The sequence below is a fragment of the Streptomyces sp. NPDC046900 genome (assembly GCF_040644975.1).
Classification (GTDB): domain Bacteria; phylum Actinomycetota; class Actinomycetes; order Streptomycetales; family Streptomycetaceae; genus Streptomyces.
This window is the reverse complement of record NZ_JBEYXD010000010.1, coordinates 35,927-61,139: the sequence shown is the minus strand read 5'-3', so window position 1 is coordinate 61,139 and position 25,213 is coordinate 35,927. Positions and strand designations below refer to the sequence as shown.

At 70.0% G+C, this 25,213-nt stretch carries 24 protein-coding genes; 10 read left to right on the top strand and 14 right to left on the bottom strand.

Going from position 1 to position 25,213, the window contains the following annotated elements; translation table 11 throughout:
- The first annotated feature begins 34 nt into the window (after positions 1–34).
- Both ABZ904_RS12900 and ABZ904_RS12895 read left to right on the top strand, forming a co-directional pair.
- On the top strand, positions 35–388 hold the full coding sequence (locus ABZ904_RS12900) for a hypothetical protein (protein WP_361822949.1): 354 nt from the start codon (positions 35–37) through the stop codon (positions 386–388).
- Positions 389–589: 201 nt separating this feature from the next.
- Positions 590–1,021: a DUF5959 family protein gene (locus ABZ904_RS12895; protein ID WP_359404784.1), complete on the top strand. Its 432-nt coding sequence runs from the start codon at positions 590–592 to the stop codon at positions 1,019–1,021.
- Between the two features lie 111 nt (positions 1,022–1,132).
- On the opposite strand, the gene ABZ904_RS12890 is transcribed toward ABZ904_RS12895, so the two are convergent.
- Entirely contained in the window at positions 1,133–3,727 is a 2,595-nt protein-coding gene (locus ABZ904_RS12890; protein WP_361822946.1) for a hypothetical protein, read from the bottom strand.
- A 211-nt stretch (positions 3,728–3,938) separates the two neighbouring features.
- Here ABZ904_RS12890 and ABZ904_RS12885 point away from each other — a divergent pair, with 211 nt between their 5' ends.
- The 6 genes from ABZ904_RS12885 (at position 3,939) to ABZ904_RS12860 (ending at position 12,548) form a co-directional block, all read left to right on the top strand.
- Positions 3,939–4,805 (top strand): DUF2797 domain-containing protein, encoded by an 867-nt coding sequence (locus ABZ904_RS12885; RefSeq protein WP_361822943.1) that lies wholly within the window; start codon positions 3,939–3,941, stop codon positions 4,803–4,805.
- Between the two features lie 532 nt (positions 4,806–5,337).
- On the top strand, positions 5,338–6,078 hold the full coding sequence (locus tag ABZ904_RS12880) for a response regulator transcription factor (RefSeq protein ID WP_359404793.1): 741 nt from the start codon (positions 5,338–5,340) through the stop codon (positions 6,076–6,078).
- Entirely contained in the window at positions 6,075–7,736 is a 1,662-nt protein-coding gene (locus ABZ904_RS12875) for a HAMP domain-containing sensor histidine kinase (protein ID WP_361822940.1), read from the top strand. Before ABZ904_RS12880 ends, ABZ904_RS12875 begins: the two co-directional genes overlap by 4 nt.
- A 14-nt stretch (positions 7,737–7,750) precedes the next feature.
- Positions 7,751–9,268 carry a bifunctional glycosyltransferase family 2/GtrA family protein gene (locus ABZ904_RS12870; RefSeq protein ID WP_361822937.1) on the top strand — a complete coding sequence of 506 codons (1,518 nt, stop codon included), beginning with the start codon at positions 7,751–7,753 and terminating at the stop codon, positions 9,266–9,268.
- A complete protein-coding gene (locus tag ABZ904_RS12865; RefSeq protein WP_361822934.1) occupies positions 9,265–11,517 on the top strand; it encodes a glycosyltransferase family 39 protein in 2,253 nt (750 codons plus the stop codon). Before ABZ904_RS12870 ends, ABZ904_RS12865 begins: the two co-directional genes overlap by 4 nt.
- Before the next feature lie 251 nt (positions 11,518–11,768).
- Positions 11,769–12,548 carry a TetR/AcrR family transcriptional regulator gene (locus tag ABZ904_RS12860; protein WP_359404804.1) on the top strand — a complete coding sequence of 260 codons (780 nt, stop codon included), beginning with the start codon at positions 11,769–11,771 and terminating at the stop codon, positions 12,546–12,548.
- 15 nt (positions 12,549–12,563) lie between these two features.
- Here the strand turns inward: ABZ904_RS12860 and ABZ904_RS12855 are convergent, their stop codons facing one another.
- The 4 genes from ABZ904_RS12855 to ABZ904_RS12840 all read right to left on the bottom strand — a co-directional run bounded on the left by ABZ904_RS12855 (position 12,564) and on the right by ABZ904_RS12840 (position 17,069).
- Entirely contained in the window at positions 12,564–13,037 is a 474-nt protein-coding gene (locus ABZ904_RS12855) for a PPOX class F420-dependent oxidoreductase (protein WP_359404807.1), read from the bottom strand.
- 49 nt (positions 13,038–13,086) lie between these two features.
- Complete coding sequence (locus ABZ904_RS12850) at positions 13,087–13,908, bottom strand: YceI family protein (RefSeq protein WP_359404810.1); 822 nt, start codon at positions 13,906–13,908, stop codon at positions 13,087–13,089.
- Positions 13,909–14,017: 109 nt separating this feature from the next.
- Complete coding sequence (locus ABZ904_RS12845; RefSeq protein WP_360990761.1) at positions 14,018–16,546, bottom strand: MFS transporter; 2,529 nt, start codon at positions 16,544–16,546, stop codon at positions 14,018–14,020.
- Positions 16,547–16,568: 22 nt separating this feature from the next.
- A complete protein-coding gene (locus tag ABZ904_RS12840; protein ID WP_359404816.1) occupies positions 16,569–17,069 on the bottom strand; it encodes a MarR family transcriptional regulator in 501 nt (166 codons plus the stop codon).
- 243 nt (positions 17,070–17,312) lie between these two features.
- On the opposite strand from ABZ904_RS12840, the gene ABZ904_RS12835 reads away from it, so the two are divergent.
- Complete coding sequence (locus tag ABZ904_RS12835; protein WP_360990757.1) at positions 17,313–17,507, top strand: hypothetical protein; 195 nt, start codon at positions 17,313–17,315, stop codon at positions 17,505–17,507.
- A gap of 44 nt (positions 17,508–17,551) precedes the next feature.
- On the opposite strand, the gene ABZ904_RS12830 is transcribed toward ABZ904_RS12835, so the two are convergent.
- From ABZ904_RS12830 to ABZ904_RS12795, 8 genes are all read right to left on the bottom strand, one after another.
- Positions 17,552–18,307, bottom strand: coding sequence for a hypothetical protein (locus tag ABZ904_RS12830; protein ID WP_359404822.1), 756 nt, complete (start codon positions 18,305–18,307; stop codon positions 17,552–17,554).
- Between the two features lie 86 nt (positions 18,308–18,393).
- A complete protein-coding gene (locus tag ABZ904_RS12825; RefSeq protein WP_359404825.1) occupies positions 18,394–19,305 on the bottom strand; it encodes an RNA polymerase sigma factor SigF in 912 nt (303 codons plus the stop codon).
- Positions 19,306–19,550: 245 nt separating this feature from the next.
- Entirely contained in the window at positions 19,551–20,444 is an 894-nt protein-coding gene (locus ABZ904_RS12820) for a SigB/SigF/SigG family RNA polymerase sigma factor (protein ID WP_359404858.1), read from the bottom strand.
- Between the two features lie 201 nt (positions 20,445–20,645).
- Complete coding sequence (locus ABZ904_RS12815; protein ID WP_359404828.1) at positions 20,646–20,939, bottom strand: Dabb family protein; 294 nt, start codon at positions 20,937–20,939, stop codon at positions 20,646–20,648.
- A 49-nt stretch (positions 20,940–20,988) separates the two neighbouring features.
- A complete protein-coding gene (locus ABZ904_RS12810) occupies positions 20,989–21,165 on the bottom strand; it encodes a hypothetical protein (RefSeq protein ID WP_359404831.1) in 177 nt (58 codons plus the stop codon).
- A 263-nt stretch (positions 21,166–21,428) separates the two neighbouring features.
- A complete protein-coding gene (locus ABZ904_RS12805; protein WP_361822926.1) occupies positions 21,429–21,734 on the bottom strand; it encodes a helix-turn-helix transcriptional regulator in 306 nt (101 codons plus the stop codon).
- A 74-nt stretch (positions 21,735–21,808) separates the two neighbouring features.
- On the bottom strand, positions 21,809–21,943 hold the full coding sequence (locus ABZ904_RS12800) for a hypothetical protein (RefSeq protein ID WP_360990746.1): 135 nt from the start codon (positions 21,941–21,943) through the stop codon (positions 21,809–21,811).
- A gap of 202 nt (positions 21,944–22,145) precedes the next feature.
- Complete coding sequence (locus ABZ904_RS12795; protein WP_360990743.1) at positions 22,146–22,655, bottom strand: hypothetical protein; 510 nt, start codon at positions 22,653–22,655, stop codon at positions 22,146–22,148.
- Between the two features lie 305 nt (positions 22,656–22,960).
- Between ABZ904_RS12795 and ABZ904_RS12790 the strand changes: the two genes are divergently transcribed.
- The gene (locus ABZ904_RS12790) at positions 22,961–23,734 is read left to right on the top strand and encodes an enoyl-CoA hydratase-related protein (RefSeq protein ID WP_359404841.1); all 774 of its coding nucleotides are present in this window, start codon (positions 22,961–22,963) and stop codon (positions 23,732–23,734) included.
- A gap of 143 nt (positions 23,735–23,877) precedes the next feature.
- Here the strand turns inward: ABZ904_RS12790 and ABZ904_RS12785 are convergent, their stop codons facing one another.
- Positions 23,878–25,032, bottom strand: coding sequence for an NAD(P)-binding domain-containing protein (locus tag ABZ904_RS12785; RefSeq protein WP_361822921.1), 1,155 nt, complete (start codon positions 25,030–25,032; stop codon positions 23,878–23,880).
- Positions 25,033–25,213 lie beyond the last annotated feature (181 nt).

The window sequence follows — 25,213 nt, the reverse complement described above, 5'->3', positions numbered from 1 at the left end:
GGCCTACCTTGAGCCGGGCGACGGGACGAACCTGATGGACAGCGCAGAACTCGTCGAAAGACTCCGCGAAGCGGACGTTCCCGAGGCGTTCTACGAGATTGCCGACGTCCACGATGTGCCCGTCCAACCGGACGCCTACTACTTCCTGCGCCGTGAGGCGGATGCCTGGACCGTCGGCCTGCGCCAACGCTCCCAGGACAGGGTCATTCGGCGTTTCGGCACCGAAGCAGAGGCCTGCGAGTACCTGTACGACACGCTCACCCAGATGCCCGCTCCTCCTTCAGGGGCCGCGGAGCCCCTGGAGAAACTCCTCGCGAACGCCGACGAGATCCAGCGGCAGGCATGCGAGGACTTCTACGGCCGCCGTGGGCCGGCTGACGAGGGTTGAACACCGGCTCTCGTCACCGTCCCGGCAGGTTCGGACCCTGCCGAACACGCAGGGATCAGACGGCCCGCCGGATCATCCGGCGGGGCATCTGACATGGGTGGGTGGCACAAGACCCGACCCACTCTTGGTCACCTCTCGGTCGCCTTCGCGTGGCTGCCGACGATCAGGGTTCGGCACATGCGCGAGCCGGGAGGGGTAGTCATGGCTGAGGATCCGATCGACCTGATCCGCCTGGAGGGCGAAGGCAACAGCGTCGTTCTCCGGATCATGGGGAAGCAGGAGCGGACGAGCCCGACGGAGTCCGATGTGCTGGCCGGGGAGTTCCTGGTCGACACGCCCTTCGTGCGCGGCGGTCTGAAGACCTGGATCGGGCCCGAGGACCTGCGGCAGTGGCAGAAGGCCCTGGACATGCTCGACGCAGGGCTGGACATCGCCTGGCGTGAGCGCACACGTGCCCCGTGGCTGTTCATCGAGCTCGACGAGGACGATGACCGGTGCCGTGCCACGATCGAGGACCACTCGATGTCCCTGACCACGGTGACCGTGACCGTCCCGTTGAACGACGCCTGGTTCGACGACGCCTACCGGCGCCTTGACTCGGTCTGGGAGACCTGGCGCCTGGACGAGGACTGAACGACGGCCCGCCGCAGCCCCGTTGAACGGGCTCGAGGGCTGTGAACCCGGGGCACTCCAGTGACGGAGAGGCCCCGGCCGGTGAGGCCGGGGCCTTACGCGGTCGTGACGTCAGCGGACGTCGACGAAGTCGCCGCCGGCGTTGACGGGAGCCGTGGTGGAGGTGCCCCCGTAGCTGTAGCGCCAGTAGCCGTCCACGGAGGCCTTCACCGTGGTCTTCAGGTTTCCGGAGCTGTCCGTCGTGACCGTCTTGACGGTCGTGTACGTGGACGATCCCTTCTTGCGGAACTGGAGCTGCACTTTCTGGCGGGGGTTCCCGTGATAGCCGCCGAGCGTCTCCCAGTCCACGATGGAGAGCTTGCCGGTGACGGTGAGTGTCTTGCCCTTGGTCACCGGTTCGAGGGACGCGTTGGCCGACAGGGTCGTGTCACGCAGCAGGGACTGCGTGGCGGCTGCGTGCAGGTCGATGCGTCCTGTGCCGTCCGCGGACTCGGCCCAGGCCGCGACCTTCCAGGGACCGGCAAGGGAGTTGCGGCCCAGGGTCCAGCGCGGCTCGATGTAGGCGAAGGACACCTGGCAGGTGGACGTGGTCGCATTGACCTTGGTGCACGCTCCCGGCCACGGGCTGTAGAGGACGGCGCCGGGAGCGTCGTACGAACCCCGGTAGAGGTACATGTCCCCGCGCGCGATTCCCGAGGGGTCGGTGGCGGTGAACTTCGCATCGAAGTGCTGGAGCGGCTGGTCGGTCAGTTCCACCGGCTTGCCGCCGTTCACGGTGACGTTCGAGATACGGGTCGCGCCAACGGTCTCGTTGCCCTGCGGGGCGGGCCCGGCGAACGCCCGGTCGATGGTGCGGCTGAGGCTGCCGCCCTGGTCGTCGACGGCGGCGACGCGCAGAGTGATGAAGGAGGCGGCAGGGACGTCCAGCGTCGCCGAGCCGTCGGCCGCGGCGGGGAGATCGGTCCAGGTGGTGCCGTCGTCCGTGGAGTACGCCAGGCCCGTGATCCTGGTGTTCGCCTGGGCCGCGTCCGTGGCGCGTGTGGTGGCGCTCGCGTCGATCCGGACCGGCCCGGCGGCCGCACGTCCCAGCGCGTCGAGCCCGGAGACCTTCACATCGGTGTCGATCAGGGGGAGTTCTTTGCCGCCGGCGTAGCCCGACCGGAACGTCCACTGGTTGTGTACGTCCGTGGACAGCCGGGAGTAGGGGACATGGCGGTGCATGGTCTGCTCGAGGGTGTACGTCTGCGGAGCGGTGGGCACCGTCGCCGACGTCAGGGAGTGGCCGGAGTCGAGACCCGATGCCTGGGCGTAGGTGACGCCATCGGAGCCCGTCAGCTTGTACGAGTACGTCGCCCTGCGGTCGTAGCCGTAGTGGCCCGTGGTGTCGCCGAAGGTGCGCGTCTCGAACAGCGAGGCCTTGCCGTTGTACCACTGCGATCCGGGGGACGGCCCGCGCACCGGCTGCAGCGGAGCCGCGCCCAGGACCTCGCCCGGACTGGTCCCGGCGGGCAGGGTCCGGTCGGGCAGGATCAGGTACAGATCACCCACGGCGTAGTCCAGCGAGCGCATGTAGCTGACTCCGGGGGTGACGTACTCGGTGACGGAGCCGGCCACCGGCACGTTGCTGCCGAGGAAGACGCCCGTCCACTCGCCGAGATCCGGGGCCGTCTCCAGGTACGCGGTCGTGTGGGCACCGGGGGCGTCGACCTGCGTGACGGTCTTCGACAGCGCTGACGTACGGACCGTCGCAACGGGCGAGCTCGGCACCGTGGTGGTGAAGCTGTGCACAAGGTCGTACCGGTAGGGGCTCGGCGCGCTCGCCGAGGAGCCCTTCTTCCCCAGCACGTCGTGGATGCGCAGCGCGACGCCCGGCACCGAGAACGGGGTGACGTACACCTTGTCGGCGCCTCCGCCGGCGAAACCCGCCAGGTCACCGCCCGGGACGCTGATCCACACGGACGAGTCCAGCCGTGTGGCGGTGGTGTCGTCGGACCGGATCCCGGCCTCCTTGGCTGCACGCTGGTCGAAGGTGACAGTCGTGGCGGCCGATCCGACGGTGAAGGTACGGGTGAGGAGATAGCTCGGCTGTCGCCAGTCCATGTGCAGAGCCACCGAGAAGTAGTCACCCGGCGGCAGCTTCACGGTCGCCGTGGGACCGGCGGCGTCGCTGTTGACCAGGTATGCCGCCCAGGTCTTGCGGTTCCAGACATAGAAGTACTTGCTCGTGACGTCGGCGTTCGTGATGCTCAGCTTCACCGGGTACGTCGACGTGGCGGCGCTCAGCGCGGTGAGACCGCTCCGCGTGGCGGGCGTGCGCGTGGCGTCGGCACCCGCCGAGGTCAGCGGGAGGTTCGCGGCCCTACGGTCTGCCGTGTGCGGCCCGGACGGCCGTACGGTCACCGTCCCGTTCATGGCGCCGAAGGCATAGCGGGCCGCTTGACCCGCAGCGTCCTTCGGCTGCTTCGTGACGTGGATGTCGTGACCACCGACGAGTTCGACGCGTCCGCCGTCCCCCAACTCGGCGTTCGGCGCCCGGTGGTCCACCGCGTTCCTCGCGTCGGAAACCACTCCCACGGTTCGCCCTGCGGCAGGCTCCCCGCCCGACGCGGTCGCGGCGGGCGCGACCAGTACCGAGGCGGCCAACAACGCGCCGCACAACCCCACTTCGGCAGGTCTTCGGATACGCCCGTGCAGAACCTTGGACATGACACGCCCCCCAGCCTTCCCCTTGAGCACCGCTCCTGACTCATCCGTCAGAGCAGCCGATCGCCCTACTTTAAAGCCGCATCACCGCCGAGGGGCAGGCCGTTTCTCTCGGCTGACGCCGTCCATGAGCTCCCCGGCTGGGACGGCGCGGGTCACTGCCGGGGCTTCACGCCCCGGGCGTTGTCAGTGGTGGCCCCTACTGTCGAGAGCGATGACTCAGGTGTGGAGATGCACGGGGCTGCGGTGGGGTGAGGACGGGCCCGTGCTCGGATGGGAAGGCGGGCGGCGCAGTGGTGTCGGGCGCGGGAAGCGGGTGGCCTTCGCAGTCGTGGGCGGGGGCGTGCGGACGTGTGTGGGCGCCCGCGGCCACGCGTGTCCGGTGCGGGCCGAGGTGTCCGGGCGCAGCACGGGGGCGCGGTGCGAGGAGTGCGCTCGCCTCGACCGGGCGCATTCCGTCGCCGCCGATACCGTCGCCGACGATCCGCGGCCTTACCGGGTGTATCTCGCCTGGTTCGGGCCCGGTCTGGTCAAGGTCGGGATCACCGCGGCCGAGCGCGGTTCGGCGCGGCTTCTCGAGCAGGGTGCCGTCTCCTTCAGCTGGCTGGGGCGCGGGCCGCTGATGGCGGCTCGGCGCGCGGAGGAGCTGCTGAGGGCAGCGCTCCGGGTGCCGGACCGGATTCCGTACGCCGGCAAACGGGTGGTGCGCGCCGCGCTGCCCCCGGCCGGGGAGCGGGTCGCCGAGCTGGCGGAGCTGCACGCGCGGGCGGTGGCACTCGATGGCTGGCCGGAGTCGCTGGAGCGGGCGCCGTTCCGGGCCGTCGACCACAGTGCGGTGTTCGGCCTCGACGGGCTGCCCCGTGCGGACGGTGTGGTGAGCGAGCTCGTGGCCGGCGGGGCGCTGAGCGGAGAGGTGCTGGCCGCCGCCGGACCCGATCTTCATCTGCTGACGGGACGCGGGGTTCTCGTGCTGGACACGCGGCTGATGACGGGCTGGGAGCTGACGGCCGCCACGCGCGACGAAGTCACCGTTCCGGTGCGGAAGACGGGGGAGGCTGAGGTGCAGGACGGTTTGTTCTGAGGGCCTCGCCGCAGGACACGCGCGTACCCCGGGCAGGTTCTCGATCACCGTCGGGTACTTCCGGGACCTGGCTGCCATCGAGGAGTGGCGGAGCGATCTGGAGCACCGCGCGGCCCAGGAGCACGGGCGCACGCACTGGTACGAGTCGTACACGCTGCACGTGGCCAGGGCCGAGCGCAGTTACACGTTCCGGCGGGCGCCCGAGTGAGCCACGCGCCGGGCCGCACCGGGTCCGGCCTCGCGGAGGCCCTCGAGATGCTCCGGCAGGCTCGGGCGGCGCATCGGGCGGCGCATCGACGTCCCAGGCAACGCCCTGCCTGAGTCCCCGTCAACCCAGGGCGCGCACAGGGGACTCATGACGACGCCCGCTCATCCGCGTCTCATCCCTGTGCCCGGGCCGGGCCACGGACCCCGGAAACCAGGCTGCTTCGCGATCTTCCCAGGAGTTCCCTGAGAGACGTCTGTGCGTTTCTCAGGAAAATCACAGATTCGTGAAAGGGCGCTCTCAGAGGGCCCGGACATGGTGTCCACCATGACCACGACCTCGCCCCAGGGGCGCACCGAACTGCTGAGGGCGGACGGGAGCCCCGTCCGAGTGCTGGTGGTGGACGACGAGCTGTCCATCACCGAACTGCTGTCCATGGCCCTCCGCTACGAAGGCTGGCAGATCCGCAGCGCGGGTGACGGACACGGCGCCATGCAGACCGCGCGCGAGTTCCGGCCCGACGCCGTCGTCCTGGACATGATGCTCCCGGACATGGACGGTCTGGCCGTGCTGGGGCGGCTGCGGCGCGAACTGCCGGACGTGCCCGTCCTCTTCCTGACCGCCAAGGACGCCGTCGAGGACCGGATCGCGGGTCTGACCGCCGGTGGCGACGACTACGTCACCAAGCCGTTCAGCCTCGAAGAGGTCGTGGCCAGGCTGCGTGGGCTGATCCGGCGGGCCGGTGCCGCCGACCGCCGTTCCGACTCGGTGCTGGTCGTCGGTGACCTCACCCTCGACGAGGACAGCCACGAGGTGTGGCGGGCCGGTGAGAGCATCCATCTCACGGCCACCGAGTTCGAACTGCTGCGCTTCCTGATGCGCAACCCGCGGCGCGTGCTCAGCAAGGCGCAGATCCTCGACCGCGTGTGGTCGTACGACTTCGGCGGCCAGGCCAATGTCGTCGAGCTGTACATCTCCTATCTGCGGCGGAAGATCGACGCGGGACGCGAGCCGATGATCCACACCAGGCGCGGAGCCGGCTATCTGATCAAGCCAGCCGCGTCATGAGCAGTCGGCGACGGCCGCGTACGCAGAAGCAGCGAGGACGACAGCCGCGCACACTGCGAACGCGGCTCGTCGTCTCGGCGGTCAGTCTGATCGCCGTGGTGTGCGCCGTGATCGGCACCGTGACGACCATCGCGCTGGGGCAGCACCTGTACGGGCAGTTGGACGGGCAGGTGGCCGACACCGGCACGCGGGTCTCCGGCCCGCCAGGGAAGCCGGCAGGCCTGGGCAACGGCGGTCCGGACCCGGGCAACCGGTACGGCGACCTGTCGGCGGCCGGCTCCGGCAGCGCCTCGGGGCAGGACAGGCTGAGCGAGTTCGTCACCAAGGGCCCGACCCAGCTCGACACGGTCGCCGCCGAGGTCGACTCCAGTGGCGCGGTCACCAAGGCTGTCATAGCCAAGGCCGTCTCCTCCGACAGCGGCGGCTTCGAGCGGATGAACGCCGTCCTGCTGTCCGGGGCGCAGACCACCGCGCTCGCCTCCGTCCCCCGTGACGACAAGCTGCACACCGTCACGCTCCCGGGGCTCGGCGAGTACCGCGTCAAGTACGTCACCGGCGGCCGGGGCACCTTTTATGTCGCCCTGCCCACCCGGTCCGTCACCAACACCATCAACACCCTCATCATCGTCGAGGTCAGCGTCACCGCCGCCGGGCTCGTCGCCGCCGGGATCGCCGGATCCGTACTGGTCGGGATCGCACTGCGCCCCCTGCGCAAGGTCGCCGTGACCGCCACCCGGGTGTCCGAACTGCCGCTGCACAGCGGTGAGGTGACCCTCGACGAGCGGGTTCCGGAGTCCGAGACCGATCCGCACACCGAGGTCGGGCAGGTCGGGGCGGCGCTCAACCGCATGCTGGACCACGTCCACGGCGCCCTGCACGCACGGCAGCAGAGCGAGACGCGGGTCAGGCAGTTCGTCGCGGACGCCAGTCATGAGCTGCGCACGCCGCTCGCCTCGATCCGCGGGTACGCCGAGCTGACCCGGCGGGGACGCGAGGAGACCGGGCCCGACACCCGACACGCCCTGCAGAGGATCGAGTCCGAGGCCGGGCGCATGACCCTGCTCGTCGAGGACCTGCTGCTGCTCGCCCGGCTGGACGCGGGCCGCCCCCTCCAGTTCGAGCGGACCGACCTCGTACCGCTCGTCGTGGACACCATCAGCGACGCGCGCGCGGCCGGACGCGACCACAACTGGCGGCTGGAACTGCCCGACGAGCCCGCGCTCGTGTCGTCGGACGCGGCACGGCTGCAGCAGGTGCTCGTCAATCTGCTCGCCAACGCGCGCACCCACACTCCGCCCGGTACGACCGTCGTCGCACGCGTGCAACGACGCGGTCCATGGCTGTGCGTGGACGTCCAGGACGACGGCCAGGGCATCCCGCCGGATCTGCTGCCACACGTCTTCGAACGGTTCGCGCGCGGTGACTCGGCACGTTCCAGGGCCACCGGCTCGACCGGCCTGGGCCTCGCCATCGTGCAGGCCGTCGCGACGGCGCACGGCGGCGCGGTGACCGTCGACAGCGCGCCCGGCCGGACGGTGTTCACCGTGCATCTGCCTGCGCTCACCCCCTACGTGTCCTCGCCCGCGCCCGAATCAAGCCGGCAGCAGCACTCACAGGCGCACCACAGCACCACCACATGGGTGCGACAGGGCGGTTGAGAAGAGTCGGTGCCATGCGAACCGACTCTTCTCCCGGCACCCTGCCGGCGCGGGAGCACCTCCCGGCCGGCGACGCCGGTACGCCTGTCCTGGACGTAGTGATCCCCGTCTACAACGAGGAGAAGGACCTCCGGCCATGTGTGCTCAGACTGCACGGTCACCTCGAGCGCACCTTCCCGTACGCGTTCCGGATCACGATCGCGGACAACGCGTCCACGGACGCCACCCCCGTGGTGGCCGCGCGGCTGGAGGCGGAGATCGCCGGGGTGAGGTCCTTCCGGCTGGAGCAGAAGGGCCGCGGCCGCGCGCTGCGCACCGTCTGGTCCGCCTCTGACGCCCCGGTCCTCGCCTATATGGACGTGGACCTCTCCACCGACCTCAACGCGCTGCTGCCGCTGGTGGCGCCGCTCATCTCGGGTCACTCCGATCTTGCGATCGGTTCCCGGCTGGCCCGTACCTCCCGCGTCGTGCGAGGTCCCAAGCGCGAGTTCATCAGCCGGGCCTACAACCTGATCCTGCGCGGCTCGCTGCAGGCCCGCTTCTCGGACGCCCAGTGCGGATTCAAGGCGATCCGCCGGGATGTGGCCCAGGCGCTGCTGCCGCTGGTCGAGGACACCGGCTGGTTCTTCGACACCGAGATGCTGGTGCTCGCCGAGCGCGCCGGACTGCGCATCCACGAGGTGCCGGTGGACTGGGTCGACGACCCCGACTCCACGGTGCACCTCGTGAAGACCGCCACCGAGGACCTCAGGGGCGTGTGGCGCATCGGCAAGGCACTGGCCACCGGTTCGCTTCCGCTGGACCGGCTCGTCCGGCCCTTCGGCGACGATCCGAGGGACCGGGACATCACGGACGTGCCCCGGGGCCTGGCCCGCCAACTGGTGGGCTTCTGCGTGGTGGGCGGCCTGTCCACCCTGTTCTACCTGGTGCTCTACAGCCTCTTCCGGCAGTTCTCGGGCTCGCAGATCGCCAACGCCCTCGCCCTGCTGGTCTCGGCGCTCGCCAACACGGCGGCCAACCGCAGGCTCACCTTCGGGATCCGCGGCCGGCGGGGTGCGGTCCGCCACCAGGCACAGGGCCTGGTGGTCTTCGGGATCGGCCTCGTCCTCACCAGTGGCTCGCTCGCCGCCCTGAACGTGGCGACGGCCGACCCCGAGCACTCCACGGAGCTGGCAGTGCTGATCGCCGCCAACCTCGCGGCGACGGTGCTGCGGTTCCTGCTGTTCAGGGCCTGGGTGTTCCCGGACCAGCGCGAGGACTGCCCGGCGACCGCACGGTCAGTCGTCGCTCAGGAACCGTCTTCGCCCACCCGCTTCACGACGGCGACCCAGCACGGGGAGCCGTACCGGCAGCTGTACGAGCCCTACGAGCAGCATGCGCCGCTGCCCCGGCGGACCGCGGCGCCGCAGTCCGCGTACGACACGACCCGGTTGCGCGCCGGTGCCACCGCGGACGACACCACCTGGGGGGACGCGACCGTGCCGCTGCAGCCGGTGCACCCGCAGGACACCGACCCGAGGGACTACCGATGACCACCCATTACGACCAGTCGACCCACCAGTCGGGGGCGGGCCACCACTCCTGGGGACCACCCCAGGCCGCTCCCCCGCAGGAGCCCGCCGTACCGTCGGCGCCCGCTCCCGGCTCCGGTGAACCCAAGCAGCCGTTCGCGCGCAGAATCCGGCGCGGCCGGCCCGAGGACCCGCGCTGGGTACGCCCCGCCTTTCTCGGTCTGCTGCTCGCCACCGCGCTGCTGTACCTGTACGACCTGAGCGCCTCCGGGTACGCCAACTCCTTCTACTCGGCTGCGGTCCAGGCGGGCAGCACATCCTGGAAGGCGTTCTTCTTCGGCTCGCTGGACGCGGGCAACGCGATCACCGTCGACAAGCCTCCGGCCGCGCTGTGGCCGATGGCGCTCTCGGTGCGGATCTTCGGCCTGAACTCGTGGGCGATCCTCGTCCCCGAGGCCGTCATGGGCGTCCTCACGGTCGCCGTGGTCTACGCGGCCGTGCGGCGCGGGTTCAGCCCCGCGGCTGGCCTGATCGCGGGCGCCGTGCTCGCGCTGACCCCTGTCGCGGCGCTGATGTTCCGGTTCAACAACCCGGACGCACTGCTCGCGCTGCTGATGGCGCTCACCGTCTACTTCGTCGTCCGGGGCCTGGAGCACGGCCGCACCAAGTGGCTGGTGTGGGCGGGGGTGGCGGTCGGCTTCGCCTTCCTGACGAAGACCCTCCAGGCCTTTCTGATCCTGCCGGCGCTGGCGGTGGTGTACGGCGTCTGCGCGCCCGTGCGGCTGAGGAAGCGGCTCGTACAGCTGGGGCTCGCGACCGTCGCGATGGTCGTCTCGGGCGGCTGGTGGGTCGCGATCGTCGAGCTGTGGCCCGCGTCCTCGCGTCCCTACATCGGCGGCTCGCAGAACAACTCCTTCCTTGAACTGACCTTCGGCTACAACGGGTTCGGCCGCATCAACGGAGACGAGACCGGCAGCGTCGGCGGAATGGGGGGCGCCGGCGGCGGACAGTGGGGCACCACCGGCTGGAACCGGATGTTCAACTCGGAGATCGGCAGCCAGATCTCCTGGCTGCTGCCGGCCGCGCTGATCCTGCTGGTGGCGGGCCTCGCACTGACCAGGAAGGCGCAGCGCACGGACCTGGTCCGCGGCTCGTTCCTCGCCTGGGGCGGCTCACTGCTGATGACCGTGATCGTCTTCAGCTGTATGGCGGGCATCTTCCACCAGTACTACACGGTGGCCCTGGCTCCTTATGTCGCCGCCCTGGTCGGCATGGGTGTCACGGTCCTGTGGGAGGAGCGGTCGAGGACGTGGGCGTCGCTCACGCTCGCGGCCACCGTCACCGCGACCGCAGCCTGGGGTTACACGCTCCTCAACCGCACGCCGGACTACCTGCCCTGGCTGAAGTGGCTCGTCCTCATCGGCGGTCTGGCCGGCGCCCTCGGTCTGATCTTCGTGACCCGGTTCGGCCGGCGACTCGCCCTCGCGGCGGTGGGCCTGAGCCTGGTGGCGTCGGTCGGGGGTCCCACGGCGTACACGCTCACCACGGTGAACCAGGGCCACTCCGGGTCGATCGTCACGGCCGGTCCGGCGGGCGCGAGCATGATGGGCGGTCGCGGCGGCCCCGGCCGCGGCGGCTTCGGTGGTGGCACGGCCGGCGGCTTCGGCGGCGGTGCACCGGGCCAGAACCAGCAGAACGGCAACGGCAACACGCAGGGCTTCCCGGGCGGCGGTTTCCCCGGTGGCGGCACCGGCCGGTTCCCCGGCGGCGGGATGCCGGGCCAGAACGGCCAGAACGGCCAGAACCAGCAGGGCAACCAGCAGGGAGGCTTCCCCGGCGGCGGCGGCGGCCGGGCGGGCGAGGGCGGCATCGGCGGAGCAGGCGGTGTCGGCGGACTGCTCAACGGCGCGAACGTCGGCTCCGCGGCCAAGAAGCTGCTGACGAAGGACGCCGGGAAGTACACCTGGGTCGCCGCGTCCATCGGCTCGCAGAACGCCGCGAGCTACCAACTCGCCACCGGTGACGTGGTGATGGCGATCGGCGGCTTCAACGGCAGCGACCCGTCTCCGACGCTCGCCCAGTTCCAGAAGTACGTGACAGAGGGCAGGATCCACTACTTCATCGCCGGTGGTGGCTTCGGCGGCCGCGGCGGCAGCAACGGCGGCTCGGACGTCGCCTCGCAGATCAGCTCGTGGGTGGAGAAGAACTTCAAGAAGGTGACGGCCGGTTCGGCCACCTTCTACGACCTCACGCAGAAGACGAACGGCTGACGGTTCGCTTCCCAGGGGCGGTGGTCCGGGCGCGCTCGCCCGGGCCACCGCCCCTGTGTCGTTCGTCGCGAAGACGGCGTGCCGGGGGTGGAGCGGGCAGACTCGGAGATGGTGTCGCCCGGCAGCTCGGTGGGCGAAGTGGTCGTCGGGCCGCCGCCGTTCGGGGCCGGCCGCGCCCTTCCCCGGGTACCTGCCGGGGCGCGGGCGCCTAGCATCGTGATCAGCGGTCGGAGTCTCGAGGAAGGTGCGCCATGGTGAAGGCAGCCCGGCAGGCGGGACGTCCGGCGCGTGCCAGCGTCTGGCTGGACGGCAAGGCACCCCGGGGCGGCGGGACGCGTGGCGGCGGTCAGCCGTCCGGCCTCGACCGCGACCGGATCACCGACGCGACCGTACGGCTGCTGGACGCGGAGGGACTCGCGAAGTTCTCCATGCGCCGGCTCGCCGCGGAACTCGACGTGACGGCGATGTCGGTCTACTGGTACGTGGACACCAAGGACGACCTGCTGGAGCTGGCGCTGGACGCGGCCTTCGGAGAGGTGCGGTTGCCGGCCGCGGACTCGGACGAGGACTGGCGCGAGCAGCTGCGGGGGCTCGCCACCGAGTACCGGGCGCTGCTGGTGCGCCATCCCTGGCTCTCGCCGCTCGCCGGGCGGTTCCTCAACATCGGCCCGCACTCCGTCGCCTTCTCGCTCGCCGTGCAGCGGGTGATCCGGCTGACCGGGCTGCCCGTGCACGGCCGGAGGGGCGCCATCTCGACGGTCTTCCAGTTCGTGTACGGGTTCGGCACGATCGAGGGCCATTTCATCGACCGCTGCGCGGCGGCCGGCACGAGCCAGGACGAGTACTTCCACCAGGCGATGAGCGCGGTGACGGAGAGCCCGGAACTCGGTGAGGTGGTGCGCCGGTCCGCGGACCTCATGGAGGCCCGCGGCGGTGACACGGTGGAGGAGATGCGCGACCGGGACTTCACGTTCGCGCTGGAGACGCTGATCGCGGGGATCGAGGCGATGGTCGCCCGGGGCCGGTCCTGACGGCCGCCGCGGTGGTCAGTCCTCCGACTGCACCAGGCGGGACGGGAAGCCGCCCGTCGCCACCGGGCCCCAGCGCACCGGGGTGACCCGGATGATCGACTTGCCCTGCTTGACCATGGCCTCCCGGTACTCGTCCCAGTTCGGGTGCTCGCCCGCGATGTTGCGGTAGTACTCGACGAGCGGCTCGACGGAGTCCGGTGAGTCGATGACCTCGGCGGTGCCGTCGATCTGGACCCACGGCCCGTTCCAGTCGTCGCTGAGCACGATCAGGCTGACCCGCTCGTCGCGCTTGGCGTTGCGGGTCTTGGCGCGCTCGGGATAGGTGGAGACCACGATCCGCCCGGCATCGTCGACCCCGCAGGTCAGCGGCGAGCCCTGGGGGCCTCCGTCGGTGCGCCGGGTCAGCAGGATGGCATGGTGCCGGGGGCGCACGAAGTCGAGCAGCTCGTCCAGCGATACGGCGGTGTTCGTCGCGATGTTCGGTGCCATGGGGGCAGCCTAGGGGCAGACGCGGCGATTCAGGGTGACCCTGCCGTGCCTACGCCTGCGGCAGCGAGTCGCCCTGCACCGCCTGGATGTCCAGTTCGACCTTGAGGGTGGTACCGACCAGAGCGACGCCCGCCTGGACCACCTGGTTGTAGTTCATCGCGAAGTCCTCCCGGCGCAGTTCCGTCGTCGCACGGAAGGCCGCCCGGGTGCCGCCCCACGGGTCGGACCCCGTGCTGAGGTAGGCGAGGTCCAGGTCGACCCGGCGTACGACACCGCGCATGGTCAGCTCGCCGTGGACCGTCCAGCGGTCGGCGCCGGCGGCCGTCAGGCCCGTCGAGCGGTAGGTGATCTCCGGGTACTTCTCGATGTCCAGGAAGTCGGCGGACCGCAGGTGGTTGTCGCGCATCCCGTTGCCGGTGTCGATGGACGCGGCGCGGATGACGGCCTCGACGCGGGACTTCGTCACGTCGTCCGGGGCGATCTCGATGAGCCCGGAGAACTCCGTGAAACGGCCGTGCACGCTGGAGATCCCCAGGTGCTGGGCGACCGCGCCGACGGAGGAGTGCGCCGGGTCGATGGTCCACGGTCCGGGCGGCGGCAGTTCCGTACCGCCCTGACGGGCCAGTGTCACCGTCCCGATCTCGACCCGCCCGCTCGCCGTGACGATCGCGCTGGAGGCGACGGGCGCATAGCCGACCGCGGTCACGATCACGGTGTACGCGCCGGGCGCCAGGGCGGTCGCGTCCCGTACGGCCCCGTCCCCGTCGGCCTCGGCGCGCAGCACCTGCGTGCCGGTCATGTCGGTCACGGTGACGACCGCGTGCGACACGGCCCATCCGTCCCGCGTACGGATGCGTGCGGTCAGTGCCATCGTGTGGTCTCCCTCTAAATCCTTGAATATCCCCGTAGAAGGCTCAAAAAACCCCGGCCTGTGGGGGCGCATCTCCGCTCGGAGCGCGCCCCCACGAGCCGGGGTCCTCCTACTCGCCCGGGTGGGCCAGTTCGATGTCGTGGTCGTCGACGCCGCGGCCGCTCACCGACACCGCCGTCGCGGCCGGCGGGTAGCCCGTCGCGATGACGGTGTACTCGCCGCTGTTCAGGTCGGTGAAGGCGTACGCCCCGTCCGTGCCGGTCGTGGCCGAGCCGACCACGTTGCCCGCCGCGTCCACCAGCGTCACGCGGGCGTCCGCCAGGGGCCCGTGCGGGGCCCGCACGACGCCCTGGACCCGGGCGCCGGAGTCGAGGTCGACCTCGAGCCGGGTGACCCCGGTGGCGCCGATCTCGACGGGCAGGGCCCGCGGCCGGTGGCCGGCGGCGTTCACCGCCACGGTCACGGAGCCCGGCACCAGGTCGGCGAACGAGAACTCGCCCTGCTCACCGGTGGCCGCGGTGGCCAGCAGCTCGCCCCGGACGTCCGTGACGATCACCATCGCGTCCTTGACCGGCAGCCCGGTCTCGGCGGCCCGGACGACACCGCTCAGACCGCTGGTGCCGCTGAGCAGGATGTCGTAGGACACCGGTTCCTCGTGCACGAGGATCGTCGAGGCCTGCGGCTGGTGGCCGTCGGCGGAGGCGATCAGGACGTAGCTGCCGGCGCCGGGGGCGTCCACCCCGTAGGAACCGTCCGGCCGTGCGACGGACCGGCCCAGCTGGCGTCCCCCGAGGGAGATCAGCGTGACGGCCGCCTGCGGAACCGGTGCGCTCTCGGCGCCCCGGACGAATCCGCGGACCGGCACGCCACCGCCCTCACCGGTGGAGGTGGGCGGCGCCAGTGTGGCGACCGCGGCCAGCTTCTGTGCGCCGTCGGGAGCGGCCTCGGTGCTCGACACCGCCCAGCTCGGGACGTGCTCCTCGACGGGCGCGGCAGCCTCGGCCGCGGCAGCCGGGACTTCCTCGGCCTCGGCCTCGGACTCGGCGGCCGCGGCCTGCGCCAGACCGCCCTTGGTCCTCAGCGGGACCTCCTTGATGAACAGCGTGATCAGGAAGGCCAGGAACGCCAGGCACGCCGCGATCAGGAAGACGTCCGCGATGGCGTGGCCGTACGAGCTCTCCATCAGGGTGCGCAGCGGCCGGGGCAGCTTGGCCAGGTCCGGGATGGCGCCGTCGGAGCTCGCGTGGGCCGCCAGCCGCGCGTACTTCGGGCTGAGGTCGGCGAGTCCGTCCGTGAAGTAGGTGGTGATCCGGTGGGCCATGATCGCGCCGAGCGCGGAGACGCCCACCGCACCGCCGAGGGAGCGGAAGAAGGTGACCGTCGAGCTGGCCGAGCCGAGGTCGCTGGGGGCCACCTGGTTCTGCGTCGACAGCACCAGGTTCTGCATCATCATGCCGATGCCGAGACCCATCACCGCCATGAAGACGGCCACCTTCCAGTAGGCCGTGTCGTAGCGGATCGTGCCCAGCAGACCCAGACCGGCCGTGACGAACAGACCGCCGGTGACCAGCCAGGCCTTCCACTTGCCGGTCTTGGTGATGATCTGGCCGGAGACGGTGGAGGAGACGAACAGACCGCCGATCATCGGGATGGTCAGCACACCGGACAGCGTCGGGGACTTGTCCCGGGCCAGCTGGAAGTACTGGGCGAAGAAGACGGTGCCGGTGAACATCGCGACGCCGACGAAGAGCGAGGCGAGGGACGACAGGGTGATGGTGCGGTTGCGGAACAGACGCAGCGGGATGATCGGCTCGCTGGCCTTGGACTCGACAAGGATGAAGACCAGGCCGAGGACGATCGATCCGGCCACCATCGTGTAGGTCTGCCAGGACAGCCAGTCGTACTTGTCACCGGCGAAGGTCACCCAGACCAGCAGCAGGGAGACGGCGGCGGAGACGAAGAACGCGCCGGCCCAGTCGACCTTGACGTCCCGCTTGACCACGGGCAGGTGCAGGGTCTTCTGCAGCACGATCAGTGCGATGATCGCGAAGGGGACACCGACGTAGAAGCACCAGCGCCAGCCGAGCCACGAGGTGTCGGTGATGACACCGCCGATCAGCGGGCCGCCGACGGTGGCGACGGCGAAGGTGGCGCCGAGGTAGCCGGAGTAGCGACCGCGCTCACGCGGCGAGATCATCGCGGCCATGACGATCTGCGCCAGAGCGGACAGACCGCCGACGCCGATGCCCTGGACGACTCGGCAGGCGATGAGCATGCCGGGGTTCTGCGACAGACCCGCGGCCATCGAGCCGAGCACGTAGACGATCAGGGCTATCTGGACGAGCGCCTTCTTGCTGAACAGGTCCGCGAGCTTGCCCCACAGCGGGGTGGTCGCGGTCATGGCCAGCAGGGAGGCCGTGATGACCCAGGTGTAGGCCGACTGGCCGCCGCCGAGGTCGCCGATGATGTGCGGCAGCGCGTTGGAGACGATCGTGGACGACAGGATCGCCACGAACATGCCCAGCAGCAGGCCGGAGAGCGCCTCCATGATCTGCCGGTGCGTCATCGGAGCGCCGTCCGGGGAGCCTCCCCCGTGCTTGGCGTGGGCCCGCACACCGGCTGGTGTGGTCGTTGCCATGGGCTTCCTTTTCTTACGTTCGTTATGCGGGTGTACGGGTGGTCTGTTCTGCAACGGTCTCCGCCGCGGGGGCGAACTGTGTGAGCCGGGGGGCCGCGCGGCAGTCGAAGCTCTCTCGCAGGCGTCCCATCAACTGGATGAGCCGGCCGACGTCGTCGTCGGACCAGTCGCTCAGCCGTTCGGCCAGCAGTTCGACGGCTCTGCGGGACAGCTCGTCGAGCTGGACCTTGCCGGGCGCCGTCAGGCGGAGGATGCGGGAGCGTTTGTCCGCGGGGTCGGGAAGGCGCTCGATCCATCCGCGGTCCGCGACATGCGCGACATGGCGGCTGGTCACCGACATGTCGACGGCGAGCAGCTCCGCGAGCTTGCTCATGCGCATCTCGCCATGGCTGCCCAGCAGGGTCAGCACGGCGGCGGAGCCGGTCGAGCAGTGGTGCGGCAGGATGCGCCCCATGTCCCTCTTCACGGCGCCGATGGCGCTGAGCTGACGGGCAAGTTCCTCGTACTGCGCTCGCGCGGCCATCACACCTCCCAGGTTGTTGCTTAGGGCAACCATAAGGAGATTGGTTGCTGCAGGCAAACTAAATCGGGGTCACGGGGCTAAAAACTTGGCAAAGGCAAGTATTGGCAACCGTAAACTCGCTGGTGGAGTGACGCCTGTGCACTCTGAGGCGTGTGGGGGTGGGGTGTTCACGGCGGAGCAAAGCTGTGGGGACGTGGGCCCCCACTTGGGCTGCACCCCACGTATTCGCTAGGGTCCGGGGCCATGGCTAACACCCAGGGCCCCCAGGGCAACTACGACCCCGCGGGCAACACCCAGATGTTCCGTGCCTTCGTCGACGAGGCCCCGCAGGGCGGCCCGCAGGAGACCGCCTCCTCGGGTTCCCGCGTCGGACTGATCATCGGCGTCGTCGTCGCCGTGGTGGTCGTCGCCGCGGTCGCCTGGCTGGCGCTGAAGTAGTACGGCTTCGGGGGCGCGGCTGCCGCGGTACGGCAGACCGGGCCCTACTTCCACTGGACGGAGACGTCCCGTGTCTCGATGTGCATGCCCAGCGGTACACGCCATGCGTCGACGCACACCGTCCAGGTCTTCTTCACCGACGCCCCGGCGGCGAGCGGTGCGGGAAGCGCGTCCTTGGACTCGATCGTCGCCCAGTCGATCCCGAGCGCCCCGATGACGTGCGTGCCGAAGGTCACCGTCCCCGAACGCACCGCGCTGCCACCGGTGTTACGGAAGGGGACGGTCACCTTTTCGCACCAGCGTCGGTCTGTCGTCTCCCGTACGGTCTCTCCCACGCTCAGCGCGGCCGGTCCGCTCGGCGTCGCTCGGGGGACCGTCGGTGTGGGCGAGGGCGAACTCGTGTCCGCCGGAACGGGGTTGGGCGAGGGCTCGGCGGGGTGAGCGGAGGTGTCCCCGCCCGCAGGTCCACCGCTCGGGCCGAGGGCGCCGGCTGAACCCGGGGCGACGGTGCCGGCTGCACCCGGGCCAGGAGCAGGGGAGCCGGAGGCGGTGGACGCACCGCTGCCGGCCTCGCGCCTCTGACTGCCGGCCCGCTCCAGCGGCACCAGCGTCACATCGCCCGTCGGAGCCACCGCCGAACCGGAGGCGCGAGGAGAGCCGCCCGCCGGTCCGACCGCCACATATCCCTCGCCGCCCGCGCCACCCGCGGACGCGGCCAGCACTCCGCCCAGGCACACGACCGCCGTCGAGGCACCGATCACGGCCCCTCGACGGCCCCGCAACCACGTCGCTCGCAGCATCGCGCCAGTGTGACTGACGCACCGTCAGGTAGGAAGCCCCGGGGCGGACGGTGAATCCGCGGGGTGTTCCAGGGGCCGACTGCGACTCAGTCCGAGATGAGACCCTCGCGCAGTTGCGCCAGGGTGCGCGTGAGCAGCCGGGAGACGTGCATCTGGGAGATGCCGACCTCCTCGCCGATCTGCGACTGCGTCATGTTCGCGAAGAAGCGCAGCATGATGATCCGCCGCTCGCGGGGCGGGAGCTTGGCCAGCAGCGGCTTGAGGGACTCGCGGTACTCCACGCCTTCGAGAGCCGAGTCCTCGTAGCCGAGGCGGTCCGCCAGGGAGCCTTCGCCGCCGTCGTCCTCCGGCGCCGGGGAGTCCAGCGAGGAGGCCGTGTAGGCGTTGCCCACGGCGAGGCCGTCGACCACGTCCTCCTCCGACACGCCCAACACGGCGGCCAGTTCGGTGACGGTCGGGGAACGGTCCAGCCTCTGCGACAACTCGTCGCTGGCCTTGGTGAGGGCCAGGCGCAGCTCCTGAAGGCGGCGCGGTACGCGCACCGACCACGACGTGTCCCGGAAGAACCGCTTGATCTCGCCGACGACCGTCGGCATCGCGAACGTCGGGAACTCCACGCCCCGTTCGCAGTCGAAGCGGTCGATCGCCTTGATCAGCCCGATCGTGCCGACCTGGACGATGTCCTCCATCGGCTCGTTGCGGCTGCGGAAGCGGGCGGCCGCGTACCGGACGAGCGGGAGGTTCAGCTCGATGAGCGTGTCCCGGACGTAGGCACGTTCAGGGCTGTGCTCGTCGAGGGCGGCGAGCCGCAGGAAGAGGGAGCGGGACAGGGTGCGGGTGTCGATGGCTCCGGACGTCGGAAGGTCCTGGACCTCGGGGGCCGGAAGGGTCTCGGCATCCGGGAGGTCCTGCGGGGCCTGAAGGTCCTGAAGCACATCGGGCGCGGAGTCGCTCTGCATGAGCGTGAGCACCTTCGAGCTGCCCTGGTCTGCGGACATGCCACCCCCTTTGGGTCGCGGGACGGTCGCGGCGGACGCTCCCGTCGGAGGAACGCAGCCTCCACCTGAATACCGGCCGCGAGGCTGCGGCAAACGCGCTCCCGGAAGAATGTCACATGTCGGCAACACGCTGTAGTGACATGTCGATATGCGAGATGAGAATGCGCCCTGGTTGGAAGGGTTCTGAGGGTTTTTCGGCGCAGAACTGTCGGGAAGAGACCTTGTGGGCGATTCGCTCGTGCGAGCTAGGCATCGATCCTGTTTGCGGATCTAAGTCGCGCGAAACTCCTGGCGAGGAGCCTTGACACATGCATCTGGGAGACTCCCAGCTCGGCACTGATCTGCGACTGGGTCAGATTGCTGTAGTAACGGAGCAGCAGGATCCGCTGCTCCCGTTCGGGCAACTGGACGAGCAGATGCCGTACGAGGTCACGGTGTTCGACCCCGTCGAGTGCCGGGTCCTCGTAGCCGAGCCGGTCGAGCAGGCCCGGCAGTCCGTCTCCCTCCTGGGCGGCTTCCAGCGAGGTCGCGTGGTACGAGCGGCCCGCCTCGATACAGCTCGTCACCTCCTCCTCCGTGATGCGCAGCCGCTCGGCGATCTCGGCGGTGGTGGGGGAGCGTCCGAACGCCGTCGTCAGGTCCTCCGTCGCGCTGTTGACCTGCACCCACAGCTCGTGCAGCCGGCGCGGCACGTGGACCGTGCGAACGTTGTCGCGGAAGTAGCGCTTGATCTCACCGACGACGGTCGGCATCGCGAAGGTCGGGAACTGCACGCCGCGGTCGGGGTCGAAGCGGTCGATCGCGTTGATCAGGCCGATGGTGCCGACCTGGACGACGTCCTCCATGGGCTCGTTGCGGGAGCGGAAGCGGGCGGCGGCGTAGCGCACGAGCGGGAGGTTCGCCTCGATGAGCGCCCCGCGCACGCGGTGGTGCTCCGGCGTACCCGGCTCCAGGTCCTTGAGCTCGGCGAAGAGCATCTGGGTGAGGGCCCGGGTGTCGGCGCCTCGGCGCTTGGGGGCGATGTCGGACGGAGGAGTTTCCTGAGAGGGGGCGTCGGTCGTGGCGGACTCCTGGGGCCGGCCGGGAGCGGGGGCCGAAGCCTCGTCCTGAGGCGGCGCGGTACTGGCCGACACGGTCAACGCCACCTCTTCATCCGTTTACGTATCCCTTAAATTCACCGTCAAAAGCGGTCATAGCATCACAAGAAATGGACACTCTGTGCAAGCACCCCATAACTCCGTGTTGAGGGAGAGTTGGGGTACATCACGCAGGAAAGCCCCCCACCGTTTCCGGTGAGGGGCTCCGCGGCGGTGTCGCCCGGAATTGGCGGGCGGTGTCGCTCAGATTTCGTAGTCGGCGATCACCCAAGTGGCGAACTCGCGCCAGAGCGCGACGCCCGCCTGGTGTGCCGGGTGCTCGAGGTAGCGCCGCAGCGCGTCCGGGTCGTCCACCGCCGAGTTGATCGCGAAGTCGTACGCGATGGGGCGGTCGGTGATGTTCCAGGCGCACTCCCAGAACCGCAGTTCCTCGATCTGGTCGCCGAGCGCCTCGAAGGCGCGTACGCCCGCCACGACCTGCGGGTCGTCGCGCTGGACGCCCTCGTTGAGCTTGAAGAGGACCAGATGCCGGATCACGGGCGCTCCAGGTGCGACGACGACGGTGGCCGCACGGCCGCGGGAAGCCTCACTTGGCCCCGTCGGCGAGCCAGGTCATGAAGTGGCCGATGGCCTTGGCGGCGTTCGAGATGCCCTCGAACCCTATCTGGACGTAGTCGGCGGCTTTGGCCGGGTCCGTGATGATCAAGTAGAGCACGAAGACGACGACAGCGTACAGCGCGATCTTCTTTCCCTGTACCGCCACAGCGGCCTCCCCCGTCTGCTGCGCCCCGCGGGCCCGTTCGCCGGCGTGAGTGTAACCCGGCCGAGTGTTCGGGTCTCGCAAATGATCACGTATGCACTACATCCTCACGCCATTCATGCCCGTGCGACCTCGATGCCGAGACCTCGGACGCCAGGTGGGTGACGTGCCGGTGCGCGGTGAATGAGACCTGCGGGTCCTGGGAGGCTGTCCGTGCGACTCACGCTGCCGGAGCTCCACGGGCTCGTGGCGGCCGAACGTCCCGATCAGCCGCCGTCAGCCAGGTTGTCCGGGTAGGCGTAGCCCACGGCCTGGGCGCGGTCGGTCGCGCCGACCTTCGCGAAGATCCGGTTGATGTGCGCCTTCACCGTGGCCTGGCTCACCACGAGCCCGGCGCAGATCTGCGCGTTGGACAGGCCCTGGGCGATGAGGGTGAGCACCTCGGCCTCACGCGGGGTCAGACCGCCCGGCAGTGCGTCCGCTCCCCGCCGCGTGGAGCCCTGTGCGTCGGGCGTCGCCGCCGGCGCGGTTCCGCCGGGCTGGAGGGTGGCGACCAGTCGGGCCTGAACCACGGGGTCGAGCCATGTACGTCCGCCGTGCACACGCCGGATCGCCGTCTCGACCTCCTCGTCGTCCGCGTCCTTGGTCAGATAGCCCCGCCCGCCCGCAGCGCCGGGAAGACGGAGTTGTCGTCCATATAGGTGGTCAGCACCAGTACGGCGCTGCCCGGCACCTTCTCCCGTAGGGCCGCCGTGGCCGCGACTCCGTCGAGCACCGGCATTTCGACCGTCCGGGTTGCAGCGGCACGGGCGGTTCCCCGCCTTATCGGGCACGGATGGGGCACGGGTGCCTTCAGATCCGTAGCTCCATGTGGAGGGGTCAGTGGCGGGCCACAGCGGTCGCTTTGAAGGCGCTGAAGGACCCTCCTGGGCGATGTCGGTTGCTGCAGTTGCTGTACTTCCGTGCTGTACCGGGCGCGGCGGCTACCCCACTTGCTCAAAGGTCAGGCCGCTGCGCATGGGCTCGGCTCGCCACATGGCCGCCAGCTGGGGGTAGGACTCGATGAACCGGCGCACTTCTCTCAGCGCGGCGATCCTTGGCGCGCCGATCTCGTCGTGGTCGAACCCGGTGTCTTGGTGCCCGAGGCTGTCGACATCTGCCCATGCCGGCCCCTCGGCGAAGATGAGTTGCAGATCCACTTTCCAGTACTCCGGCTGCCAGTCGGGGCCATCACGGTCGTCGGCGTCGTTGACCGCAAGCAGGCGCCCGAAGGACAACGAAGGCTGGTCGTCGTTCCAACTCCACCTGCCCCATTCGACGATGAGGCCGTCGCCGTCGTTCTCGGGCTGCTCGATCCCCTCGATCTCGATCTGGAGAAACTCGACGAAGGCATCCCAGGCGGCGTCGACGTTGCCTACGGCATCGGGATCGACCCCGTGCTGTCTCAAGATCTGCGCGAAGACGTTCGCGCTGGATTTCCATGGAATGGGCATGCGGGAGGCTATCCCGCCGCCGGTGCGGCACCGCCGGATCCCCCCTCGAACTGCTCACGCAGCCGCTGAGGGTACGGGCCGAACCTGCCGACCGGCAGGAACGGTCCCAGGAACTCTCACCCGTTGTCGGTGAGCTGAGTACGCGTTACACCGCAGTCCCCCTCGGACCGACACCGCACCCTGGGCTTGATCCCGACCGAAGGCAGTCCCTGGGTGACCTGCTCTCTTCGGCCAAGGCTGTGGCCGATGGTCGACGTGTCGTGGCAGAACCGGTGCCCGGCGTGGCCCGGGCGTACGCTGGGATTGTGATTGGTTCCGAGCGTGTGACCGTGTCCACCCGGGGTGATTTCACCTGGGTCACCCTGAATCACCCCGAGCGCAGGAATGCCCTGAGCTGGGACATGCTGCAACAACTGCAGAAATCCCTGACGGACGCGGCCGACTCCCCCGCGCGCGGGATCGTGCTGGCGGCGAAGGGACCGGTGTTCAGTTCCGGGCACGACTTCGCCGACATGCTGGCCCTGGATCTTCCCGGCACGCGCGAACTGCTGCAGCTGTGTACCGACGTGATGCGGCTGGTCGAGTCCGTTCCCCAGGTGGTGGTGGCCCGGGTGCAGGGGCTGGCCACGGCCGCCGGGTGCCAGCTGGTCGCATCCTGCGACCTGGCCGTGGCCGCAGAGTCCGCCGGGTTCGCGCTGCCCGGCGGCAAGGGGGGCTGGTTCTGCCACACCCCTGCCGTGCCGGTGGCCCGGTCCATCGGGCGCAAGCGGCTGATGGAGATGGCCCTGACCGGCGACGTGATCGACGCCCGCACCGCACTGGAGTGGGGGCTGATCAACCGCGCGGTACCGGACGACGAGCTGGACGAGGCGGTCGAAGAACTCCTCGCCCGGGCCACCCGTGGCAGCGCGGCCAGCAAGGCCCTCGGCAAGCGCACCCTGTACGCGCAACTGGACCGCCCTGAGGCAGACGCCTACGAGATCGCCCGCGAGGTCATGGCCGACTCCTCACAGACCCCCCAGGCCCGCGAGGGGATCGCGTCCTTCCTGGGCAAGCGCCCGCCCGTGTGGCCCGAGTAACGCGAACAGCGGGCGGCCACCGCCCACGGTGGTACCAGGGGAGGGCGAGTCATCACTGCCGCGATTCCGGCGGTGCAGGCGCCGCCCCGCGCAGCACGCCGTCATCGCCGCCAGTCGGCGTCTGAACGGGCCGGGCTCCCGCGTCATCCCAAGCGGGCCTGGAGGTGTCGCACAAGGATGGTGGCCGAGGCCGGGGCGGCTTTGACGAAACCCAGGAACGGGCCGAAATCCTGGGCGGCCGCAAAGCCGGTGAGGTAGAGACCGGGAACGGATGTCTGGAAGTTCTCGTCCAGCACGGGGAATCCCTCGCGGGTTGCGATCCGGTCGTGGAGGCCGGCGAGGTAGGGGACACGTGCCAGGTCAGGTGCGTATCCGGTGGCAAAAATGACCTGATCGACCGTCAGGGAGTCGGCACCGGACAACGTCACCCGCACCCCGTCGTCCCCCTCGCCGCCGCGCGCATGGACGACTTCTGCATTGGGCCAGACGTGCACCACTTCGGGGTTCAGCCGGGCGGGCAGCCATGGCTCCAGCGTCCCCCGCCCGGCCGCCCAGCACTGCGTGATGATCGCCTTTCGCTCCGTGGCCGTCAGCCGACGCCACCACCCCGGCACCTGCACCGTGCCCTCGACGCAGTCGTCGAAGAACTTCCAGCTCACTGCCTCGAAGCGGGGAACGGGGTGGCGGTGGACGATGTCGACGCGGCCGCCACCGTGTTCGGCCAGCAAGGCCGCCCACTCGTACGCGCTCTGCCGGCCGCCCACGATCAGGACGCTCCGGCCCGCCAAGGCGTCGAACCGGACCAGGTCACCGCTGTGCGTCGCCCGCGCTTCCGGTACACCGGCCGCCCAGCAGGGCATCTGCTGGAAATATCCCACGCCGGGAGCGGCGACCACGGCCTGGGCACGGATGCGTCCCCCGCCGGTGAGTTCCGCATCGAACCCTCCCTCGCGTCGCGCGATGTCCAGCACGTGTTCGAGCCGGACGGGCACCTGTTTGACACGGCGAAACCACTCGGCGTAATCACGGAACAGGGCGAGGGGGATCGGGAGGGCCTCGTCGCGGCTGAGGCCTCGTTCGCACAGGTAAGCCTCGAAGGTGTGTACGTCGGCTGCGTCCAGGTGCCAGTCCGTCCCGGAGCGCAGCAGCATCCCCTCAGGCATGTGCTCATGCCAAAATCCCATCGGCCGTCCGACCACCTGCGTATCCATGCCGCGCTCGCGGGCGAGGGCGGCCGCCGACAGTCCGTACGGCCCGGCACCGACAATGAGCACACCGGTGGAGAGGGCGTCGTCCATACCGGGCTCCTTTCCAGCCTGCGGAACGCGGAGCCCGGGTGAACCAGGACAACCACGGTGCCGTCAGACCCAAGGCCAGGCCGGTCCTGCACAACCCGCGGGGCGGGTCGGCCGGATTCGTTCCCTGAGGACATTCCACCGCACGCATCCCGCACGAGCATCACGACGTGGCCCTTGCCGC

Coding starts and splice junctions, on each gene's coding strand:
- ABZ904_RS12825 (WP_359404825.1), bottom strand. CDS start 19,305: ATGTCCGCAGACCAGGGCAGCTCGAAGGTGCTCACGCTCATGCAGAGC.
- ABZ904_RS12860 (WP_359404804.1), top strand. CDS start 11,769: ATGGTGAAGGCAGCCCGGCAGGCGGGACGTCCGGCGCGTGCCAGCGTC.
- ABZ904_RS12845 (WP_360990761.1), bottom strand. CDS start 16,546: ATGGCAACGACCACACCAGCCGGTGTGCGGGCCCACGCCAAGCACGGG.
- ABZ904_RS12800 (WP_360990746.1), bottom strand. CDS start 21,943: ATGCCGGTGCTCGACGGAGTCGCGGCCACGGCGGCCCTACGGGAGAAG.
- ABZ904_RS12785 (WP_361822921.1), bottom strand. CDS start 25,032: ATGGACGACGCCCTCTCCACCGGTGTGCTCATTGTCGGTGCCGGGCCG.
- ABZ904_RS12900 (WP_361822949.1), top strand. CDS start 35: ATGGACAGCGCAGAACTCGTCGAAAGACTCCGCGAAGCGGACGTTCCC.
- ABZ904_RS12840 (WP_359404816.1), bottom strand. CDS start 17,069: ATGGCCGCGCGAGCGCAGTACGAGGAACTTGCCCGTCAGCTCAGCGCC.
- ABZ904_RS12865 (WP_361822934.1), top strand. CDS start 9,265: ATGACCACCCATTACGACCAGTCGACCCACCAGTCGGGGGCGGGCCAC.
- ABZ904_RS12795 (WP_360990743.1), bottom strand. CDS start 22,655: ATGCCCATTCCATGGAAATCCAGCGCGAACGTCTTCGCGCAGATCTTG.
- ABZ904_RS12895 (WP_359404784.1), top strand. CDS start 590: ATGGCTGAGGATCCGATCGACCTGATCCGCCTGGAGGGCGAAGGCAAC.
- ABZ904_RS12890 (WP_361822946.1), bottom strand. CDS start 3,727: ATGTCCAAGGTTCTGCACGGGCGTATCCGAAGACCTGCCGAAGTGGGG.
- ABZ904_RS12885 (WP_361822943.1), top strand. CDS start 3,939: ATGACTCAGGTGTGGAGATGCACGGGGCTGCGGTGGGGTGAGGACGGG.
- ABZ904_RS12875 (WP_361822940.1), top strand. CDS start 6,075: ATGAGCAGTCGGCGACGGCCGCGTACGCAGAAGCAGCGAGGACGACAG.
- ABZ904_RS12835 (WP_360990757.1), top strand. CDS start 17,313: ATGGCTAACACCCAGGGCCCCCAGGGCAACTACGACCCCGCGGGCAAC.
- ABZ904_RS12880 (WP_359404793.1), top strand. CDS start 5,338: ATGACCACGACCTCGCCCCAGGGGCGCACCGAACTGCTGAGGGCGGAC.
- ABZ904_RS12850 (WP_359404810.1), bottom strand. CDS start 13,908: ATGGCACTGACCGCACGCATCCGTACGCGGGACGGATGGGCCGTGTCG.
- ABZ904_RS12870 (WP_361822937.1), top strand. CDS start 7,751: ATGCGAACCGACTCTTCTCCCGGCACCCTGCCGGCGCGGGAGCACCTC.
- ABZ904_RS12855 (WP_359404807.1), bottom strand. CDS start 13,037: ATGGCACCGAACATCGCGACGAACACCGCCGTATCGCTGGACGAGCTG.
- ABZ904_RS12830 (WP_359404822.1), bottom strand. CDS start 18,307: ATGCTGCGAGCGACGTGGTTGCGGGGCCGTCGAGGGGCCGTGATCGGT.